Source organism: Roseovarius sp. MBR-79, assembly GCF_053628555.1.
The window spans coordinates 89101-107389 of sequence record NZ_JBRJGP010000002.1 but is presented as its reverse complement, the minus strand read 5'-3'; the positions used below and the strand labels follow the sequence as shown (position 1 = coordinate 107389).

General features: G+C 64.5%; 16 protein-coding genes and 1 tRNA gene. 6 read left to right on the top strand and 11 right to left on the bottom strand.

The window, feature by feature from the left end:
• Window positions 1-35 precede the first annotated feature (35 nt).
• The 4 genes from ACSSV8_RS02315 to ACSSV8_RS02300 form a co-directional block, all read right to left on the bottom strand.
• Window positions 36-2651, bottom strand: a complete 2616-nt coding sequence (locus ACSSV8_RS02315; RefSeq protein WP_454281379.1) for a DEAD/DEAH box helicase — start codon at window positions 2649-2651, stop codon at window positions 36-38.
• Window positions 2651-4288 carry a site-specific DNA-methyltransferase gene (locus ACSSV8_RS02310; protein ID WP_354537031.1) on the bottom strand — a complete coding sequence of 546 codons (1638 nt, stop codon included), beginning with the start codon at window positions 4286-4288 and terminating at the stop codon, window positions 2651-2653. Before ACSSV8_RS02310 ends, ACSSV8_RS02315 begins: the two co-directional genes overlap by 1 nt.
• Window positions 4289-4616: 328 nt before the next feature.
• Window positions 4617-4691 (bottom strand) — tRNA-Val (locus ACSSV8_RS02305).
• Window positions 4692-4709: 18 nt separating this feature from the next.
• Window positions 4710-5120: an HU family DNA-binding protein gene (locus tag ACSSV8_RS02300; protein ID WP_354537029.1), complete on the bottom strand. Its 411-nt coding sequence runs from the start codon at window positions 5118-5120 to the stop codon at window positions 4710-4712.
• A gap of 278 nt (window positions 5121-5398) precedes the next feature.
• Between ACSSV8_RS02300 and ACSSV8_RS02295 the strand changes: the two genes are divergently transcribed.
• The gene (locus ACSSV8_RS02295; protein WP_454281378.1) at window positions 5399-5863 is read left to right on the top strand and encodes a hypothetical protein; all 465 of its coding nucleotides are present in this window, start codon (window positions 5399-5401) and stop codon (window positions 5861-5863) included.
• A gap of 42 nt (window positions 5864-5905) precedes the next feature.
• Here ACSSV8_RS02295 and lon read toward each other — a convergent pair whose 3' ends face one another.
• Window positions 5906-8317, bottom strand: a complete 2412-nt coding sequence (gene lon, locus ACSSV8_RS02290; RefSeq protein WP_354537027.1) for an endopeptidase La — start codon at window positions 8315-8317, stop codon at window positions 5906-5908.
• 420 nt (window positions 8318-8737) lie between these two features.
• Between lon and ACSSV8_RS02285 the strand changes: the two genes are divergently transcribed.
• Window positions 8738-9505 (top strand): hypothetical protein, encoded by a 768-nt coding sequence (locus tag ACSSV8_RS02285; RefSeq protein WP_454281377.1) that lies wholly within the window; start codon window positions 8738-8740, stop codon window positions 9503-9505.
• A gap of 49 nt (window positions 9506-9554) precedes the next feature.
• On the opposite strand, the gene ACSSV8_RS02280 is transcribed toward ACSSV8_RS02285, so the two are convergent.
• From ACSSV8_RS02280 to ACSSV8_RS02265, 4 genes are read right to left on the bottom strand one after another with little or no spacing between them, the layout of a single operon-like run.
• Window positions 9555-10043: a periplasmic heavy metal sensor gene (locus ACSSV8_RS02280; RefSeq protein WP_354537025.1), complete on the bottom strand. Its 489-nt coding sequence runs from the start codon at window positions 10041-10043 to the stop codon at window positions 9555-9557.
• Window positions 10043-10375, bottom strand: a complete 333-nt coding sequence (locus ACSSV8_RS02275; protein WP_354537024.1) for a hypothetical protein — start codon at window positions 10373-10375, stop codon at window positions 10043-10045. Before ACSSV8_RS02275 ends, ACSSV8_RS02280 begins: the two co-directional genes overlap by 1 nt.
• Window positions 10359-10952: an RNA polymerase sigma factor gene (locus ACSSV8_RS02270; protein ID WP_454281376.1), complete on the bottom strand. Its 594-nt coding sequence runs from the start codon at window positions 10950-10952 to the stop codon at window positions 10359-10361. Before ACSSV8_RS02270 ends, ACSSV8_RS02275 begins: the two co-directional genes overlap by 17 nt.
• A gap of 58 nt (window positions 10953-11010) precedes the next feature.
• On the bottom strand, window positions 11011-11586 hold the full coding sequence (locus ACSSV8_RS02265; RefSeq protein ID WP_354537022.1) for an EF-hand domain-containing protein: 576 nt from the start codon (window positions 11584-11586) through the stop codon (window positions 11011-11013).
• A gap of 219 nt (window positions 11587-11805) precedes the next feature.
• On the opposite strand from ACSSV8_RS02265, the gene ACSSV8_RS02260 reads away from it, so the two are divergent.
• The gene (locus ACSSV8_RS02260; protein ID WP_454281375.1) at window positions 11806-12996 is read left to right on the top strand and encodes a sugar-transfer associated ATP-grasp domain-containing protein; all 1191 of its coding nucleotides are present in this window, start codon (window positions 11806-11808) and stop codon (window positions 12994-12996) included.
• Window positions 12997-13099: 103 nt separating this feature from the next.
• On the opposite strand, the gene ACSSV8_RS02255 is transcribed toward ACSSV8_RS02260, so the two are convergent.
• Both ACSSV8_RS02255 and tgt read right to left on the bottom strand, forming a co-directional pair.
• A complete protein-coding gene (locus tag ACSSV8_RS02255; RefSeq protein ID WP_354537020.1) occupies window positions 13100-14176 on the bottom strand; it encodes an alkene reductase in 1077 nt (358 codons plus the stop codon).
• A 203-nt stretch (window positions 14177-14379) separates the two neighbouring features.
• Window positions 14380-15504, bottom strand: a complete 1125-nt coding sequence (tgt, locus tag ACSSV8_RS02250; RefSeq protein ID WP_354537019.1) for a tRNA guanosine(34) transglycosylase Tgt — start codon at window positions 15502-15504, stop codon at window positions 14380-14382.
• A 90-nt stretch (window positions 15505-15594) separates the two neighbouring features.
• Here tgt and ACSSV8_RS02245 point away from each other — a divergent pair, with 90 nt between their 5' ends.
• From ACSSV8_RS02245 to rimK, 3 genes are all read left to right on the top strand, one after another.
• Window positions 15595-16485: an SPFH domain-containing protein gene (locus tag ACSSV8_RS02245; protein WP_454281374.1), complete on the top strand. Its 891-nt coding sequence runs from the start codon at window positions 15595-15597 to the stop codon at window positions 16483-16485.
• On the top strand, window positions 16485-16757 hold the full coding sequence (locus tag ACSSV8_RS02240; RefSeq protein ID WP_354537017.1) for a hypothetical protein: 273 nt from the start codon (window positions 16485-16487) through the stop codon (window positions 16755-16757). Before ACSSV8_RS02245 ends, ACSSV8_RS02240 begins: the two co-directional genes overlap by 1 nt.
• Window positions 16758-16824: 67 nt before the next feature.
• Window positions 16825-18228 (top strand): 30S ribosomal protein S6--L-glutamate ligase, encoded by a 1404-nt coding sequence (gene rimK, locus ACSSV8_RS02235; protein WP_354537016.1) that lies wholly within the window; start codon window positions 16825-16827, stop codon window positions 18226-18228.
• Window positions 18229-18289 lie beyond the last annotated feature (61 nt).

Genomic DNA, 18289 nt, shown 5'->3' with positions numbered 1-18289 from the left:
TGTCAGAATTCTTTGTGCGGACTGTGTCGGCAGGATCAGGGACGTCCCGCGACCAGTGCGGGCAACTGCGTGGTAATGTTCTCCATCAACACAAGAGCGCACTCCACCGTCTCGCCCGTCATCGCAATCTGAAGCTGCCCCGCAGGCACGGCTTGATCCCACGCGAAATTTGCCGTGAGAAAGTCCAGCACGGCGCGCTTGTAGTCCGTGTCGGGGTTTTGCAGGTGATCGCCTTTTGTCTCCAGCACCACGACACGCCCCGCGCCCGCCTTGCCGCCCGCAGCAAAGATGAAGTCAGGATAGATCCGCCTGCGTTTCCAGCCTTGAAGGCTCATGCCGTAACCAGCCTTTGCCACGTTCCTGTGCCACCACTTAACCGTGCTGTCGCCGTCCAAGTGAACGGCCACATTCTGTTCCTCGTCGTTCAACTCGTTTCGGAAGACCGGGCAAAACAGGCTGCGCTCCATGGGCCCGCCAGTGCCATTCTTCAAATCCGGCGCGTCTGCCGGTTCGGTCGTCGGCATGTGGTCAGGCATCGGCCAGTTGTTGCCGTCCAGACGCAGACGGAACTGAATGTGCCCCGCCCTCACGCCATTGCGAAACACGGTCTCGGCGCGGGCATCGCGCTCCTTGGTCAAGGCCAGCCGCAGAGCATCTATGATGACACCGGATGCGGCCCCCAGCTTTGCCGCGTCGAATCCCCGCACTTGCAGCCCCGCGACCAGATCGGCCACGATCCCGCGCGCCACGAACGGGTTGGGCACCAGATCGGAAATCGCCCGCACCGCGTAGGACGGGTCAAAGCGCAGCGCCTCCGCCGCAGCGGCCAGAACCTCGTCTTTGAAGAATTTGTCTTCTCCGGCGTCGGTCAGGGCTATGCGTTGCATCTGCCCGGCGGCCCGCGTCGGGTTGTCGGGAATCTCTGCGACAACGGACGCGGGCGCATAGTCCCGCCAGTCGATAGCCGCAAGGATATCGGTCTCGTAGTCGAGGTCGCGCTGATCCTCGCCGTCAACCCGCAGCACCTTTGGCAGATAGATTTTCAGGCTTTTGAATTCCGCGCGCCGCTCGATCTTGCGTGCCTCGCCGGAATTGCCCGTGGCCCCGCCGGGCGGCATTTCGATCACCAGATCGGCCAGGCCGTCGCGTTCAAGCCCGGTCTTGATCGCCCCCACCACGTCGCGCGTCGCCGCGTGATGCGTGACCACATAGCATTCATCCAGCGCCGCCACGCCGGTTTTCAGCGCATAGGGCTGGCGCAGGATGCGCCCCACAAGCTGCGTCATGGCCGATTGGTTCGACGCCGCCGCCAGCGAACAGAGCACATAGGCAAAGGGGCAATCCCAGCCCTCTTGCAGCGCCGCCTTGGTCACGATCACCCGCACCCGGTTCTGACGCGACAGAAGGTCCTGGTTCTCGGGTTGCTTCAAATCGTTCTGTTCGGCGGTCTTGATCGCAATTTCCGCCTCATCCAGCCCGGACGCCAACAGCCACTCCTTCACGTCTTCGGCGTGGATGTGCTGGCCGTCGCGCTGATCTCTGCCTGTCCGTTCCACCTGCACCAGCATGATGGGCCGGATATAGCCCAGCGCGCCCCGGTCAGCGCCATAGGCGGTTGCCTCGGCTTGCAGGATGTTGAGCCGGTCCAGCGCCGCCGTCAGCGTGCCGCGCCAGTCGGTGCCTTGCCGGGGGTCGAGGTTCAGCGGCATCTTGATCATGTCTTCGGCGTGCAGCTCGCGCCCCGTCACCTCCACCAGCAGGTTGGCATGGCGCGCCGGGCACGGGTTGGTCCCGCTCCGTGCCGCTACATCCTTGGGCGTCGCCGTCAGTTCCAGCACGAAAACGGGGTTGAAGCCATAAAGCGTGTCATGCGCCAGTTGCGACGTGGCCTTTTGCCCCTCATCCATCACCACGACCGGTTGGATTTTCCGCAAGGCGTTGCCAAGCGAATCCTTCACCATCGGCAACATGCCCTGATATCCGTCAAGGTTCGGCACCGCATCGAATTCGCGCGCGTGTGCCGCCTGATCGCCCTCGGGCGCGAAGAAGCCGTGCACATCGCCCCGGTCGCGGAACATGCGCAGGGTTTCCCTGTTCTGCCGGTTCCCCGATTGCAGCATCAACACCATGACGCACAGGTTGCTGTCCACGTCGCGCGCGTGCAGACGATCCCCTTTTTCCATGATCTTGACGCGCCCCGCCGCCGTGCGGTCAAGGGCCTGGCGATAGGGGTGCTGGCGGTTTTTCAGGCTCTTGAGGGTCTGGGAATAGATCGCCTCGTTCGGCACGACCCACAGGACAAAGCCGGTATTCTTGCCCAGATAGCGCCCCATGATCCGGCTCACCGCGTTGACCGCCAGCCAGGTCTTGCCGCCGCCCGTGGGCACCTTCAGCGTGGCATTGGGCACAGGGCGGCCAATGCCGTCCCGGCGCGGGGAAAACGGGATCGTGGCGCGCGATGCAGGCAAGCGGCCCGCCTCTTTCAAATTCGCCCATGCTTTCGCGGCGAAGTCGGGCACTTCCAGCCCAAGGTCCGGGTCGGCCTCTGCCATGGCAGCAATCTTTTCGGCCCGCGCCTTTTCCGGTTTCAACGCGTCCAGCCAGGCATCCAGCGTCTCCAGCACGCGCACCTGATAATCGAGCGTGCGCATCAGGTGCGGTCCACGCGGTAGAGGGCAAAGGGCAAGGGGGCGAAGTCCACCGCCAGACCTTCGGCATCGAGAAGCCGCTGCGACACGTAGCGCGCCGGGGCAAAGACAAGGTGGCGCGCGTCGGGCTGCGCCTCGGCCAATTGCCGCGCGAAGCTGAGCGTCAACGCCGCCTCGGGCGATTTCAGCCAATCCAGATCGGGGCGGTAGATGAGCCAGACATGGGTGCCGCCCGCCTGCCCGACATAGGCGTGCGCCTCGTCCATCTGCGCGGGGTCGAGCGCTTGCGAGGTGGCCATGTGAAACAGCACCCCCGCAAGGGCGGCAAAGCCGGGCAAATCCCGCCCGGTCAGGATCGCATCGAGCGCCACCGGCGCGCCCAGCGTGCAATAGGTGAATTCACCGCCAAGCCCCTCGGCGCGCTCCTCTACCCGGCGCTCGCCGGTGACGATCAATTCGCCGCCCTTCACCTGCTTGGTGATCCGGTCATATTCATGGCCGTGCAGGTTCTCGATCTTTTCGACCTGTTCGGTCAGGCGGTCGGCCTTTTGCAGCTTGGACCATGTGAGGGGTTCGCGCAGCAATTCGGTTCGCTGCGTGCCGGTAAAGGCATAGCCGTTGATGACGCGCCGCACCCGCTCGGCGGTGAGCCGGTCGGCATAGTCCTCCATCTCCACAAGGATGAAGCGCCGGTTGCCCCCGTCGCGCTTGTTGGCCTCCAGCACGGCATGGGCGGTGGTGCCGGACCCGGCGAAGGAGTCGAGGATGATGGAATCGCTACGAGTTGCTATCTCAATAACTCGACGAATTACATCAACGGGTTTTGGCGCGTGTATTGTCAAATCGTCTTCTGAATACTCGGAGAATATTTCTAGAAGCAGTTTCTTTGAACCCTCTGTGGTTCCAACTTCGGCGGCAGGCCAAAGCGTCATTGGCACAAGCCCCTTGGCTTCCTCAGGGAACTGCTTGATACGGGGCTTTCCCGCGCCGTTCTTGGGCCAATAGACAAGATCAAGTTTCTTGAGATTTTCAAATTCTGCCTCTGTAGCCCCCCAACACCGCCCTTTCGGCGGTCGATGTGTAACGCCTGTGGGTGTAGTTATCGGATAAACTTGGTTTTCACGAAAGCCTTGTGCTGAGAACGGGATTGAAGCCCAAGCGCCACGAGGATCGCTGTCAGGGTTCGAATAACCGCTATCTTTCGGTATGAGCCGATTACGTCTCAACTTCCAAGTGTCTTTAAGGGCTTTGGAATAAACTAGGATATGATCAAAACTTGGAGACAAAACTGCGCGATTCTCTCGGGACGTGCGTTTTTGCCAGACGATTTGACCGATTGAACAGTCTTCACCGAAGATCTCATCCAGCATTGCCCTCCCACGATGCACCTCATTGTCATCCAGCGTTATCCAGATGCTGCCATCATCAGCGAGCAATTCATGCAACAACCGCAGCCTCGGCCACATCATCGCGCACCATTTGTCGTGGCGCAGCCCGTCCTCGATCCCGATGGGGTTGGCGTCCATCCACTCGCGGATCATCGGCGCGTTGACATTGTCGTTATAGGCCCAGCCTTCTTCGCCGGTATTGTAGGGCGGGTCGATGAAGATGCAGTCCACCTTGCCCGCATACTGCGGCATCAGCGCCTTGAGCGCGTGCAGGTTATCGCCCTGAATGATCAGGTTGCCATCCAGCCGGGGCGCGCCAATGCCCTTGTCGGGGTGTGGGTCAAGGGGCCGAAACGGCACCGCAAGGTGATGATTCCAGACGAATTCCTTGCCCTTGAATACCAGTTCCGTCATCGCACGCCCCCTGCTCTGCCCCGATAGAACAGAAAACAGCACGCCGGGGCAAGGGCCGGATTGCCGCTCAGGCCATGCCCCGCATCAACCCGCCCTGCCGTGACGGCGACACGGGGTCAACAGGCGCGCAGCGCGGTGGCGGGAAGGGTCGTGGAAATCGTTGCGATGGTGGGTGATAAGAGATTCGAACTCCTGACATCTTCGATGTGAACGAAGCGCTCTACCACTGAGCTAATCACCCGTGACGCGGCTTTTAGCGTCACTCCAATGGCTCTGCAACCACCTCTTTCATCTCTTCGTCATCTTCTGCATCACGCTCGGCGCGCCCTGCCGCGCCCTGCCGGATGCGGGCGATAATGACGCGCCCTTTGCCCAAGTCTCGAACGCGGTTGATCTTGACCTTGCCCATGGGCGCAAGGTTGAGATCGCGCCCCTCCGCAAGGGCCTCGCCGATCACCGCAAGCGCGGCATCGAGCACCGGTTTGGCCAATTTCTTCTTGATATCGGCGCGCTTGACCACCTGCGCCAGCAATTCCTGCCGCTTCAACTCGGGCAGGGACGGCATTTCGGCTCCTGAGCTGTCCGCGACGACCAGCTTGGGTTTGTCAGCACCGGGCCGGGTCGCGGCGGGCTTGCGGGTCGTGCTGCGCGTGGAGGGTTTGGTCGCCATGGGGTGCCTCTGACTGGGTGCGATTGTTTCACATCTGGAAACACGCTAGCCGCTTATCCGCACCAAGGCCAGCGTGAGTTTATGGGCAAGTTGACGGGCGTCGTGACCTGTCGCGCGCCATTCGGTGCCATGGCTGCGCAAGCACGCAGACAGATTTTAAATTTATTGCTCAATAGTGTATTTTCATGATACAATATTTCGCATCGCGGCGTGCGTCATCAGTTGCCTGCGTTACCCGGTCTTGTTCGCCCGCGATCAAGTTACCTGGGGGAAGAACCATGAAAACCAAACTCATTTCTGCGGCTCTGGCCGCATCGCTTGTCGTGGCGGGTGCCGTGCAGGCCCGCGAACAGGCACGCATGTCCGCCGATCAGGTCCGCACGGCAACCCTGTCGACCAGAGGCAGCGCGCCCGGCAGTGCGCGTCCCGAGATCGTCATCTGGGCAATCCTCATTCTCGTGACCATCGCCGCCATCGTCTCGACCGCCAGCGCCGGCGGCGGCAACTATCCTTACATGATCGCCAGCGACGAGGCGCTCAAGACCGAAATCAAGCGGGTCGGCACCTCGGCACAAGGCTTCGGCATCTTTGAATTCCGCTACAAGGGCCATCCGCAGCGCATCCGCGGTGCCATGGCGCAGGATGTCGCCCGCATCCGCCCCGAAGCTGTCAGCCGCCACGAAAGCGGGTTTCTCATGGTCGATTACAGCCTGATCGACGTAACCCCGGCCTTGCTCGACTGACTGATCGGCGGCACGGGGGTGCCCCCGCGCCGCGTCACCGGATCAATGTGCCACGGCACCCCGGCCTGCGTCACCGGATTGCCGCGCGGCGTCTGCGGCGGCGGCCTCTTCGGCGGCCTCGTCCCAATCCACCGGCTCGGGCGTGCGCACCAGGGCCAGCTTCAACACGTCGCGCACGTGATCGACGGGGATGATCTCCAGCCCCTGCTTCACGTTCTCGGGGATCTCGGCCAGGTCCTTCTCGTTTTCGCGCGGGATGAGCACCGTCTTGATGCCGCCGCGCAGCGCCGCCAGCAGCTTTTCCTTCAAGCCCCCGATGGGCAGCGCATTGCCGCGCAGCGTCACCTCGCCGGTCATGGCGATATCCTTGCGGATCGGGATACCCGTCAGCACCGACACGATGGAGGTCACCATTGCCAGCCCCGCCGAGGGGCCGTCCTTGGGCGTCGCCCCCTCGGGGACGTGGACGTGGATATCCCACTTCTCGAACTTGGGCGGCTTCACCCCGATTTCGGGCGCGATGGAGCGGACATAGCTTGACGCGGCATCGATCGATTCCTTCATCACGTCGCCCAGCTTGCCGGTGGTCTTCATCCGGCCCTTGCCGGGCAGGCGCAGCGCCTCGATGTTCAAAAGCTCGCCCCCCACCGAGGTATAGGCAAGCCCGGTAACCACGCCCACCTGATCACTCTCCTCGGCCAGCCCGAACTTGAACTTGCGCACGCCAAGGAAATCGTTGAGGTTTTCGGGCGTCACGGTCACGCTCTCGGCCTCCTTGCGGATGATCTTCGTCACCGCCTTGCGCGCGATCTTGGCAATCTCGCGTTCAAGGTTCCGCACGCCCGCCTCGCGGGTGTAATAGCGGATGATGTCGGTGAGCGCCGCATCGGTCAGCTCGAACTCGCCCTTTTTCAGGCCGTTGTTCTTCACCTGCTTCTCGAGCAGGTGCTGTTTGGCGATCTCGCGCTTTTCGTCCTCGGTATAGCCCGCGAGCGGAATGATCTCCATCCGGTCCAGAAGCGGCCCCGGCATGTTGTAGCTGTTGGCCGTGGTCAGGAACATCACGTTCGAGAGGTCATATTCCACCTCGAGATAGTGATCGATGAAAGTCGAGTTCTGTTCCGGGTCCAGCACCTCGAGCATGGCGCTTGCCGGATCACCCCGGAAATCCTGCCCCATCTTGTCGATTTCATCGAGCAGGATGAGCGGATTCGTGGTCTTGGCCTTCTTCAGCGCCTGAATGATCTTGCCGGGCATGGAGCCGATATAGGTCCGGCGGTGGCCGCGGATCTCGCTTTCGTCACGCACGCCGCCCAGGGAGATGCGGATGAATTCGCGCCCCGTCGCCCGCGCCACGGATTTCCCGAGGCTGGTCTTGCCCACGCCCGGCGGGCCGACAAGGCACATGATCGGGCCTTTCAGCTTCTTGCTGCGCTGCTGCACCGCCAGATATTCGACGATCCGCTCCTTGACCTTCTCAAGCCCGTAATGATCGGCATCGAGGACCTCCTGTGCCTTGTGCAGGTCCTTCTTGGTGCGGCTCGTGACACCCCACGGGATCGACAGCATCCAGTCGAGATAGTTGCGCACGACGGTGGCCTCTGCACTCATCGGGCTCATGCTCTTGAGCTTTTTGAGTTCCGCCTGCGCCTTTTCGGCGGCTTCCTTGCTCAGTTTCGTCGCGGCGATACGCTCTTCCAGTTCGGCGATCTCGCCTGCGCCCTCCTCGCCATCGCCAAGCTCGCGCTGAATGGCCTTCATCTGCTCATTGAGGTAATATTCGCGCTGCGTGCGCTCCATCTGGGATTTCACGCGCGTCTTGATCTTCTTCTCGACCTGCAAGACGCTCATCTCGCCCTGCATCAGGCCGTAAACCTTCTCGAGCCGCTCACTCACGCTCAGCGTTTCCAGAAGCTCCTGCTTGCGTTCGACATCGAGGCCAAGATGGCCCGACACGAGATCGGCGAGCTTGGCTGCATCCTCGGCCTCGCTTACGGCCGCGAGCGCCTCGTCGGGGATGTTCTTGCGGATCTTGGCGTAACGCGCGAATTCCTCGCCCACCGTGCGCAAGAGCGCCGTCACCGTGGTCGGATCGCCCGGCATTTCGTCAAGCGCCTCGGCGCGGGCCTCGAAATAGGCGTCATTGCCGATATATTCGACGATCCGCACGCGGCGCACACCCTCCACCAGCACCTTTACGGTGCCATCGGGCAGCTTCAGCAGTTGCAGCACATTGGCCAGCACGCCGACGCGAAAGATGCCATCGGTCTCGGGATCGTCATCGGCAGGGTCGATCTGGCTCGACAGCAGGATCTGCTTGTCGTCGGCCATCACCTCTTCCAGCGCCCGCACGGATTTCTCGCGCCCCACGAAAAGCGGCACGATCATGTGCGGAAACACCACGATATCGCGCAGCGGCAGCACCGGGTAGGAGGCGTTGAGGGGGTCTTGCATGATCTATCCTTATAGTAGCAAACCGGTGCGGCCCCGCCAAGCGGCGGCGGCATCGGATCCTGTCAGACGGTTAAACTGGTGCAAACTGCGAGACTTTTCAACCGCACACGCCCGATTTGCCCCAAAATGCCTGCGCGTCGCGGACACCGCAAGGCACCAATTCGCCCGGAGTCCAAAAAGCCTGACCCCGCGAGAGCCAACTCCGCCGTAGCGGCCGGACTTGCGCTTATGTCCGAGACCCGTCACAGTCTCTCCGAGGATGGTCCCAAACCAGCCGCATGGACCGTGTATTGATCACTCGTCAACAAGGACACGCCGCCATGAAAGCTGTGATTTCGAAGCTGCTCTACTCCCGCGAGTTTCGCAACTCGGTGTGGGGGGGCCTTGGCGCGATGGCTGATCAGGCAAACCGCGCAGCGCATGAAATATTCGCTCGATTTCCAGGTCGATATGCTAGCCGTCGATCGCCCGCATTACGCCTGGTGCATGCTCAATGCCGCACGCCTTGCCAAGCGGCTGGGGCATGACCGGATTTCGGCCATCGAATTCGGCGTGGCGGGCGGGAACGGGCTGGCCTACATGTGCGAATTCGCCCGCGAGGTCGAGCGCGTGACCGGCGTCGGGATCGATTGCTACGGCTTTGACACCGGCACAGGGATGCCCGCGCCCGAAGGACCGTTCGACCTGCCCTACTGGTTCGCCGCGCAGCAATACCGGATGGATCAGCCTGCGTTGCGCCTGCGCGTGCCGCAGGCGCAACTGGTGATCGGCGACATCCGCGAGACGATCGCGGGCTTTCTCGACACGCATCGGCCCGCGCCCATCGGGGTCATGTTCAACGATACCGATTACTACAGCTCGACCCGCGAAAGCCTGCGCATTTTCGAGCAGGCAGCCGAGAAGCCCGAGCATTTCCTGCCGCGTCTGTTCATGTATTTCGACGATGTGCTGGGCTCTGAGCTGGAAATGTATGGCACGCATAACGGGCAGTTGCGCGCCATATCCGAATGGAACGCCACACAGGAGGGGGTGCGCATCCACCTCAACCAGAACCTGATCCATCAGGATTTCCTGCCCTATCGCCATCAGATCTATTGCGCCCATATCTTCGGGCATCCCGAATACGACACCTATATCGGCGACGGACGGCAGGAGGCGATAGAGGAACTGCTCAAGCTGCGCACCTAAGTATCGGAAGCTGGGCTGATGACACGACGCGGTAAGGCGCACGCACCGCTCAGTTCCGCCGCCGCGCGCCATAAGCGGCGATCTCGGCTTCCAGCCGGTCGGCATAGGCGGCGCGCTCGGACACGCTCATGGCGTCGAGATGCCCGACAAGCGCCGCCTGTCCCATCTCGAACCGCGCGGCAAAGACGGCGCGCTGTTCGGCCAGTCGCGCGGCGACCTTTCCGGCATCGAACGGCTCGGTGCGCAGATCGGCCACCAGCGCCGTCATGCTCTCGCGCAGCGCGCCGCGCGACCCGCCTTGCGCGCGCATGGCCTCGCGCATCCCGCGCGCGATTTCGCGCCGGTCGCCCTCGCTCAGCGCGCGGCTCAAAGGCCCGCCCGCCATGTCGAGCCGCGCCGGATGGTGCCCGTGATGCGCCCCGCCATGGCGCAGCCACCAGCCCGCCGCGATGCCCGCCACCGCAAGGTTGAGCGCCAGCGACACCACCAGCACCGCCCGCAAGCCTCCTGACAGGCCGTTGTTCCGCTCTGTCGCCATCAGAAATCCCCCGCCAGATCGAACGCCAGTTCCGGCGCGACATCGACCAGATACGCCGCTTCCGCCGCGCCGATAACCGCCTCGGGCAGTGCCGTGCCGATCCAGACCCCCGCCGCCGCCGCCGTGGCCAGCCCCGCGAGCGCGGGCCAGCCGCCGAACGCCTCGCGCAGCCGCGCCACCAGCGATGCACGGGGCGCGGCGGGCTGCACCCCTTCGGCCGCGCGCAGAACCGCCGCCATCAGCGCCGCTGACGGCTCGGGCGGGGTCCCGCGCGCCGCCTCGAAAAACGTCTCGAGCCGCGCATCCTCGTGCCTGTCATCGCTCATCGGCATAGCCCAATTCCTCTTTTCTCGTGCCGAGCGCCGCCGCCAGCGCGCGCCGTCCGCGCGTGGTCAGGCTCTCGACCGCCTCGACACTGGCCCCCATGATCCCGGCGATCTCGGGATTGGCCAGCCCCTCGATATGGCGCAGCACCACCGCCTGTCGCTGCCGCTCGGGCAGATCGTTCAACGCGGCCTGCAACGCCTCTGCGCGGGTGCGCATCTGCATCCGTTCGGCCACCCCCGGCTGAGGGTCGGGCGGCTCGGGCACCGCGTCGAGCGGCACAGCGCCACCCCGCGCCCGCCGCCGCCGGTCGATGCACAGATTGGCGGTGACGCGGTAAAGCCAGGTCGTGACCTTCGCCTCGCCCGCGCGCCAGTCGGGCGCCTGCCGCCAGAGCCGCAGCATCGCCTCCTGCGCCACCTCCTCGGCCTCGGCCCGGTTGCCCGACAGGCGATAGGCATGGGCCAGCACGCGCGGTGTCAACCGCATCGTCAGCACCCGCGCCGCCGTCCGGTCGCCCGCGGCAAAGGCCGCAAGCAGCGCCTCGTCGGGCGTGGTATCGGGGTCGTCAAAGGGCATGGCCATCGCGCGAGGCTACATCCGGCCCGCCACCGCCACAAGCGGCGGGCGGGCCGGCACCGCATCAGCGGTTGTAGTAATAGTGGTGGTGGATCACCGGCCCCTGCTCGCCCTGGCCCATGCCATGACCGCGATAACCGCCCTGCCGGTCGCCCTTGCCGTGATGGCTGCGCATCCCGTCGCCGTAACCGCCCTTGCCATGACCGCCCATGCCGTGTTGCCCGCCCTGCATCATCTGGCGCATCTCGCGCATCTTGGCGAATTCCTCGGACGATATGGCCCCGTCGCCATCGGCATCGAGCCGCTCGAACATGCGCGACATCGGCCCGGCCTGCAATTCCTCGATGCTGACCATGCCGTCGCCGTCACCGTCATGATGCTCGATCATCCGGTCGGCGCGGGTGGCCACCTGTGCGGTGGCGCGCTCGGTCATGCGGGCGACGATCTCATCGCGGCTGAGTTGCCCGTCACCATCGGTATCGGCCCCCTCGAAGCGCGTGGCCATGTCGCCCATGCCCATCATGCCCTGGCCCATCATGCCTTCCCTCGCACCTTGCTCCGTGCCTTGCGCTCGCACCTCGCTCAGCGCGCCAAGGCCGATGGCCATTGCAAGCCCAGTCATGAGAACGGTCTTTTTCATGGTGATCCCTCCTTCAGGGTCCGATTTGATACTCTTGCGACGCAGTCCTGTGACCCGCATCTGCAAGCTGATACGCCGCGCGCCGCCCATTCCGTCGCAAAAAACCCGCTGACCGGATTGCATCCATAAAATGGCCACAGTTTTGCGGTCTGATCAGCAGCCAGAGGCAGATCGGAAGATCAGGACACACGACAAGATCAAGAAACGACGGGGCATGAAATGACAAAACACAGCGCAGACCTGACCGCAGACACCAGCGCGACGGCCATCGACCACAAGATATGGTCCGAAGGCCAGAAGCCGAAATCAGTAGGGGAATTCCTCACCTTTGCGGCCAAACGCAGCGGGCTGTCGCCCCTGCATCTGGGCCGGGACTACATGCGCCACGCCAGGTCGGGGCGCGGCATCGAAATCACCGATTACGTCAACCACCAGCTCTGGGACAAGGCGATGCATCCGGGCGACACAGCGGATCGCTTCGTCGGGGCCAATACCAACTGGCCGATATCGCACAGCGTGAACTCCCGCACCTGGTGGGCGGCAACCGAAGACAAGTTCATGATGCAGACGATCCTCGCCTCCGCCGGCATCGCCATGCCGCGCACCCTTGGCGTGATCGACCTCCACTCGGCCCGGCTCTATCCCGGCGTCACGCGCATCACCACGCCCGAGGCGCTCCGCGAACTTGTTCTCGGACACCCTCCGGCAAGCCTCTTCGCCAAGACGCTGGACGGCATGATCGGTCGCGGCGCGCTCGTCATCGAGGCGGCGACCGACACCCATCTCACGGTCAGCGGGCGCGCGCCGGTGACATGGGCGCAGGCCATCGACACGATCTTCGGCACCACCTGCTATCTGATCCAGGAGCGCATCGAGAACCATGCAAGCCTCGCGCCCTTCTGCTCCGGTGTGCCCTCGGTGCGTCTGCCCGCGTTCATCACCGGCGACCGGGTCGAGGCCCCGATGGCCGCGCTCAAGCTGCCGCGCGCGGGCAATGTGACCTGCGCTTACTGGCGCAAGGAAAATCTCGCCTGCGGCATCGACCCCGAGACCGGACAAATCAACCGGGTGGCCGGACATGACGGCCCGGTCACGGCGGCCCTGCCCGATCATCCCGACCGGCCCGGATTGCTCGGCCTGCAACTGCCCTTCTGGGACGAGGTGCGCGCGATGCACGACGAAGCGGTGCGCGTTTTCGGCGCGATTCCCTATCAATCCACCGACATCGCCATTACCCCGACAGGGCCGGTCCTGATCGAGTTGAACTATGCAGGATCGTTCGACATCCTTCAGAACGCGACCGGCAAGGGCTTCCTGCAACCCGAGGTGCGCCGCTTCTTTGCGAGCCGCGATGTGAACTGGACGCCCGCGCCCCGGCGCGGCCTGTTGGAACGGCTCACCCGGCGCTGAGAGGGCCCGAAGAGCGGGATACCACAGCCATGGCTCTCGACACGGCATGAAAAAAAGCCGCCCCCCAAAAGGGGGCGGCGCGTTGGCGTCCATGGGCCTCCGCTCAGACCGCCTCAAGCGTGGGGTAATCGGTATAGCCCTCGGCCCCGCCGCCATAATAGGTGGCCTGATCGCCCTCGTTCAGGGGCGCGTTGGCCGCCAGCCGCTCTGCCAGATCGGGATTGGCGATATAGGGCCGCCCAAAGGCCACCAGATCGACCTTGCCCGACCCGACACGCGCCATCGCCAGATCGCGGTCATAATCGTTATTGGCCATGTAGACCCCCTGCCATTTGGCGCGCAGCGCGTCAAAGCCGCCCTCGCGCGCGCCGCCGGTGCTGCCCTCGATGAGGTGCAGATAGGCCAGCCCGCGCCCGTTCAGCCGCTCCACCACCCAGCCGAAGGTGGCATCGGGGTCGCTGTCCACGGCATCGTTGAACCCCGACCACGGCGAGAGGCGAATGCCGATCCGCCCCGGTGCCCAGACCGTTTCCAGCCCATCCAGTACCTCGAAGAGCAGTCGCGCGCGGTTCTCGACCGGCCCGCCATAGCCATCCTCGCGCCGGTTCGGCCCGTCCTTGAGGAACTGATCGAGCAGGTAGCCATTGGCCGCGTGCAACTCGATCCCGTCGAACCCGGCCGCCTTGGCGTTGCGCGCGGCCTGCACGTAATCGGCCACGATGCGCGGCATCTCGTCCTCGCGCAGCGCGCGCGGGGTCGATGTGTCCTCGAACCCCTTGGGGGTAAAGGTCTGCGCCTTGGCGGCAATCGCCGACGGGGCCACCGGGGCCTGCCCGCCGGGCTGCAAGGAGACATGGCTGATGCGCCCGACATGCCAAAGCTGCATGACGATGCGCCCGCCTTTCGCATGCACCGCCTCGGTCACGCCCTGCCACGCCGCGACCTGCTCGGCGCTGTGGATACCGGGGGTGGCGATGTAGCCCTTGCCCTCGGGGCTGATCTGCGTGGCCTCGGTGATGATGAGGCCCGCACTGGCGCGCTGCGCGTAATACTCGGCCTGCAAATCACCCACCTCGCCGCTCACATCATCGGCGCGGTTGCGCGTGAGCGGGGCCATGACGATCCGGTTGGGCAGGTCGAGGGTGCCGACCCGGATGGGGGAAAACAGGGTGTCGGACATGGGGGATGCTCCTTGAGGATGCTGTTGTCGGTCGGATCAGAGATATGCCCCGGACCCGACAGCACAAAGCCCTGCTCCCTCACAGCCACCCCCACAGGAATGCACAACGCCCGCCCCTTGACAGCGAGGGGCGCGACTGCGGGCGGGATGAACGGCGCGTGGCACATGATGCACCGAGCCGCGCGAGCGCCCGTCCTCCCCCCTCACAGCGGCGCAATATCGCCCTCGGCGCGGCCCGCGTGAAATTCCGCCTCCCAGGCCGCAAAGCGGCCTTCGGCAATCGCCGCCCGCATCCCCGCCATGATGTCCTGATAATAATGCAGGTTGTGCCATGTCAGCAGCATCCCCGCGATCATCTCGCCCGCGCGGTAGACATGATGCAAATAGGCGCGGCTATAGCCCCGGCAGGCGGGGCAGGTGCAGGCCTCATCGAGCGGGCGCGGATCGTCGGCGTGGCGCGCGTTCTTGAGGTTGATCTGCCCGTGGCGCGTCCAGGCCTGCCCGGTCCGGCCAGAGCGCGACGGCAGCACGCAATCCATCATGTCGACGCCGCGCTTGACCGCGCCCACGATATCGTCGGGCTTGCCCACCCCCATCAGGTAGCGCGGCCGGTCCTCGGGCAAGAGATCGCAGGCGTAATCGAGCACCGAAAACATCGCCTCCTGCCCCTCGCCCACGGCCAGACCGCCGATGGCATAGCCGTCGAAACCGATGGCGCGCAGCGCCGCCGCGCTCTCCTCGCGCAAGTCGCGCGTCACGCCGCCCTGCATGATGCCAAAGAGCGCATGGCCGGGCCGGTCCCCAAAGGCCGCCTTCGAGCGTTCCGCCCACCGCATCGAGAGCCTCATGGCGCGCGCCACCTCCGCATCCGAGGCAGGAAGCGCAGGACATTCATCGAAACACATCACGATGTCCGAGCCCAGAAGCCGCTGGATCTCCATCGAACGTTCCGGGCTCAGCATGTGGCGCGAGCCGTCCACATGGCTCTGGAATGTCACGCCCTCCTCGCTCAGCTTGCGCAGCCCGGCAAGGCTCATCACCTGGAAGCCGCCCGAATCCGTCAGGATCGGCCGCTCCCAGTTCATGAAGCGATGCAGACCGCCCAGCCGCGCCACCCGCTCCGCGCCGGGGCGCAGCATCAGGTGATAGGTATTGCCCAGAAGGATATCCGCGCCCGTCGCGGCCACGCTTTCGGGCAGCATCCCCTTGACGGTGGCGGCCGTGCCCACAGGCATGAAGGCGGGCGTGCGGATCTGCCCGCGCGGCGTGGTGATCGCCCCCGTCCGCGCCGCCCCGTCGCGCGCCGCCACCTGAAATCCAAACCCCATCGCCCGACCCTCTTTTCGGCTTTTGCCCTCCCTTAAAGGGGTTTACCCTGACGCGGAATACCCCTTGCCACGACATTCAAAGGCCAGACCATGACCGAAGACATGATTTTCGAGCTGATTTCCGCCAATATCCTCTGGGTCCTCCTTGCGATCTTCGGGCTGCTGATCATCACACGCGGCCTTCAGATCGTGCCGCAATCCGAGCAATACGTGGTCGAACGCTTCGGCAAGCTGCACAAGGTGCTTGGCCCCGGCATCAACCTGATCGTGCCATTCCTCGACAAGGTGGCGCATCGCATCTCGATCCTGGAGCGCCAGTTGCCCAACGCGAGCCAGGACGCGATCACCCGCGACAACGTGCTGGTGCAGGTGGAAACCTCGGTCTTCTACCGCATCCTGCAACCCGAAAAGACCGTCTACCGCATCCGCGAGGTGGACGGGGCCATCGCCACCACCGTGGCGGGGATCGTGCGCGCCGAGATCGGCCAGATGGACCTCGACGAGGTTCAGTCCAACCGCTCGCAACTCATCACCAAGATCAAATCGCTGGTGGAAAACGCCGTCGATGACTGGGGCATCGAGGTGACCCGCGCCGAGATCCTCGATGTCAATCTCGACGCGGCCACCCGCGCGGCCATGCTGCAACAGCTCAACGCCGAACGCGCGCGCCGCGCGCAGGTGACCGAGGCCGAGGGTTCGAAACGCGCGGTCGAATTGCAGGCCGATGCCGAGCTTTACGCCGCCGAGCAGCAAGCCAAGGCCCGCCGCATCGCCGCTGATGCCGAGGCCTATGCCACCGGCGTGGTGGCACAAGCCATCGCCGAGAACGGCCTTGCGGCGGCGCAATACCAGGTGGCTCTCAAGCAGGTCGAGGCGCTTGACGCCATGGCGCGCGGTTCGGGCAACCAGACCATCGTTCTGCCCGCCAACGCGGTCGAGGCCTTCGGCAATGCCTTCCAGATGCTGAAAGGGCGTGGCTGATGGGCGCGCTCTGGCAGGTCTGGTGGGTCTGGGCAGCGGCGGCGCTCCTCCTCGCCATTCTCGAAACGGTGCTGCCCGGCTTTGTCCTCCTGGGCTTTGCCTGTGGTGCCGCGCTGGTGGCACTGCTCGTGCTCTTGCCGCTCGATCTTGGCCTTTCGGCCCTGCTGGCGATCTTCGTGCTCTTCTCGCTCCTCTCCTGGATCGTGCTGCGCCGCGCCCTGCGCCGCCCCGACGACCAGACCCGCGTGATCCGTGAGGATATCAACAAGTAACCCGCCCTTGCGGGCCTGACCCTATCGCGGCTATGTCCTGCGCGCGCGCCCGGACAGGAGCAAGGCCATGACCGACGACACCGCACCCCAGCCGCTGCAATTCGGCTGGGAGGAATGGATTTCGCTGCCTGAGCTTGGCGTGCCCGCGATCAAGGCCAAGGTTGATACCGGCGCGCGCACCTCCGCGCTTCATGCCTTCGACATCGAGACCTTCGGTCCCTCGGCGCGCCCCAAGGTGCGCTTTACCGTCCACCCGATCCCGGGGCGCGACGATCTGGTGATTCCGTGCTCGGCGCTGATCATCGACCGGCGCGAAGTGGCCTCCTCCAATGGCGAGCGCGAATTGCGGTATGTGATCCAGAGCACGCTGTCGGTGAACGGCGATCACTGGCCCATCGAGATCACGCTGACCAACCGCTCCACCATGGCGAGCCGGATGCTGCTCGGGCGGCAGGCGCTCAAGGATCATATCTCGATCGTCGCCACCGATCGCTTCCTGCAACCCGAACTCAGCTACGATGTCTACCACACCTCGAAAATGCGCAGCGTCCAGCCCAAGCGCGCGCTGCGCATCGCCGTGCTCTCGCGCGAGAACAATTTCTCCACCCGCCGTCTTGTCGAAGAGGGCGAGGCGCGCGGCCATTCGGTCGAGGTGATCGACACAACGCGCTGTTACATGGCGATCAACGCGCTCGCGCCCGAGGTGCATTACGACGGCAAGCGGCTGCCGCGCTATGACGCCGTGATCCCGCGTATCGGCGCCTCGATCACCGCTTACGGTGCCGCCGTGATCCGCCAGTTCGAGACCATCGGCACCTTTTGCGTGAACCCCTCGGCGGGTATCACCGCCAGCCGCGACAAGCTCTATGCGCATCAACTCATGGCGCGCGCGCGGGTGGGGATGCCCAACACCGCCTTTGCCGCCTCGCCCAAGGATACCGGCAACCTCATCGGCCTCGTCGGCACCGCGCCGCTGATCGTCAAGCTGCTCGAATCAACGCAAGGAAAGGGCGTGGTGCTGGCCGAGACCAAGAAGGCCGCCGAATCGGTGATCGACGCCTTTCGCGGGCTCAAGGCCAATTTTCTCGTGCAGGATTTCGTCAAGGAGGCGGCGGGCGAGGATATCCGCTGCCTTGTCATCGGCGGCCGCGTGGTGGCGTCGATGAAGCGCACCGGGGCCGAGGGCGATTTCCGCTCCAACCTGCATCGCGGCGGCTCGGCCAGATCGGTGCGCATCACCAAGGCCGAGCGTGAAACCGCGCTGCGTGCCGCGCGGGTCTTTGACCTCGGCCTCGCGGGGGTCGATCTCCTGCGCGCCGATTCGGGGCCGAAGGTGCTCGAGGTGAATTCCTCTCCGGGCTTCGAGGGGATCGAGGGGGCCACCTCCAAGAACATCGCGGGCGCGCTCTACGACATGATCGAAGCGCGCGTTCGCCCCGCCCCGGTGCGACGGCGCAAGACCGCCGGATGAGGCTTTCGCGTCGCGCACACCGGCGTGAGCCGCGTGCCACTGGACGCGAGGCCGGATAAAT

Excerpts from the sequence above, each read along its gene's own strand:
- ACSSV8_RS02295 (WP_454281378.1), top strand. The coding sequence starts at position 5,399 with ATGAAAACCAAACTCATTTCTGCGGCTCTGGCCGCATCGCTTGTCGTG.
- ACSSV8_RS02315 (WP_454281379.1), bottom strand. The coding sequence starts at position 2,651 with ATGCGCACGCTCGATTATCAGGTGCGCGTGCTGGAGACGCTGGATGCC.
- ACSSV8_RS02265 (WP_354537022.1), bottom strand. The coding sequence starts at position 11,586 with ATGAAAAAGACCGTTCTCATGACTGGGCTTGCAATGGCCATCGGCCTT.
- tgt (WP_354537019.1), bottom strand. The coding sequence starts at position 15,504 with ATGGGGTTTGGATTTCAGGTGGCGGCGCGCGACGGGGCGGCGCGGACG.
- ACSSV8_RS02310 (WP_354537031.1), bottom strand. The coding sequence starts at position 4,288 with ATGCCGCAGTATGCGGGCAAGGTGGACTGCATCTTCATCGACCCGCCC.
- ACSSV8_RS02300 (WP_354537029.1), bottom strand. The coding sequence starts at position 5,120 with ATGGCGACCAAACCCTCCACGCGCAGCACGACCCGCAAGCCCGCCGCG.
- ACSSV8_RS02255 (WP_354537020.1), bottom strand. The coding sequence starts at position 14,176 with ATGTCCGACACCCTGTTTTCCCCCATCCGGGTCGGCACCCTCGACCTG.
- ACSSV8_RS02260 (WP_454281375.1), top strand. The coding sequence starts at position 11,806 with ATGACAAAACACAGCGCAGACCTGACCGCAGACACCAGCGCGACGGCC.
- rimK (WP_354537016.1), top strand. The coding sequence starts at position 16,825 with ATGACCGACGACACCGCACCCCAGCCGCTGCAATTCGGCTGGGAGGAA.
- ACSSV8_RS02245 (WP_454281374.1), top strand. The coding sequence starts at position 15,595 with ATGACCGAAGACATGATTTTCGAGCTGATTTCCGCCAATATCCTCTGG.
- ACSSV8_RS02285 (WP_454281377.1), top strand. The coding sequence starts at position 8,738 with ATGAAATATTCGCTCGATTTCCAGGTCGATATGCTAGCCGTCGATCGC.
- ACSSV8_RS02270 (WP_454281376.1), bottom strand. The coding sequence starts at position 10,952 with ATGGCCATGCCCTTTGACGACCCCGATACCACGCCCGACGAGGCGCTG.
- ACSSV8_RS02275 (WP_354537024.1), bottom strand. The coding sequence starts at position 10,375 with ATGCCGATGAGCGATGACAGGCACGAGGATGCGCGGCTCGAGACGTTT.
- lon (WP_354537027.1), bottom strand. The coding sequence starts at position 8,317 with ATGCAAGACCCCCTCAACGCCTCCTACCCGGTGCTGCCGCTGCGCGAT.
- ACSSV8_RS02280 (WP_354537025.1), bottom strand. The coding sequence starts at position 10,043 with ATGGCGACAGAGCGGAACAACGGCCTGTCAGGAGGCTTGCGGGCGGTG.
- ACSSV8_RS02240 (WP_354537017.1), top strand. The coding sequence starts at position 16,485 with ATGGGCGCGCTCTGGCAGGTCTGGTGGGTCTGGGCAGCGGCGGCGCTC.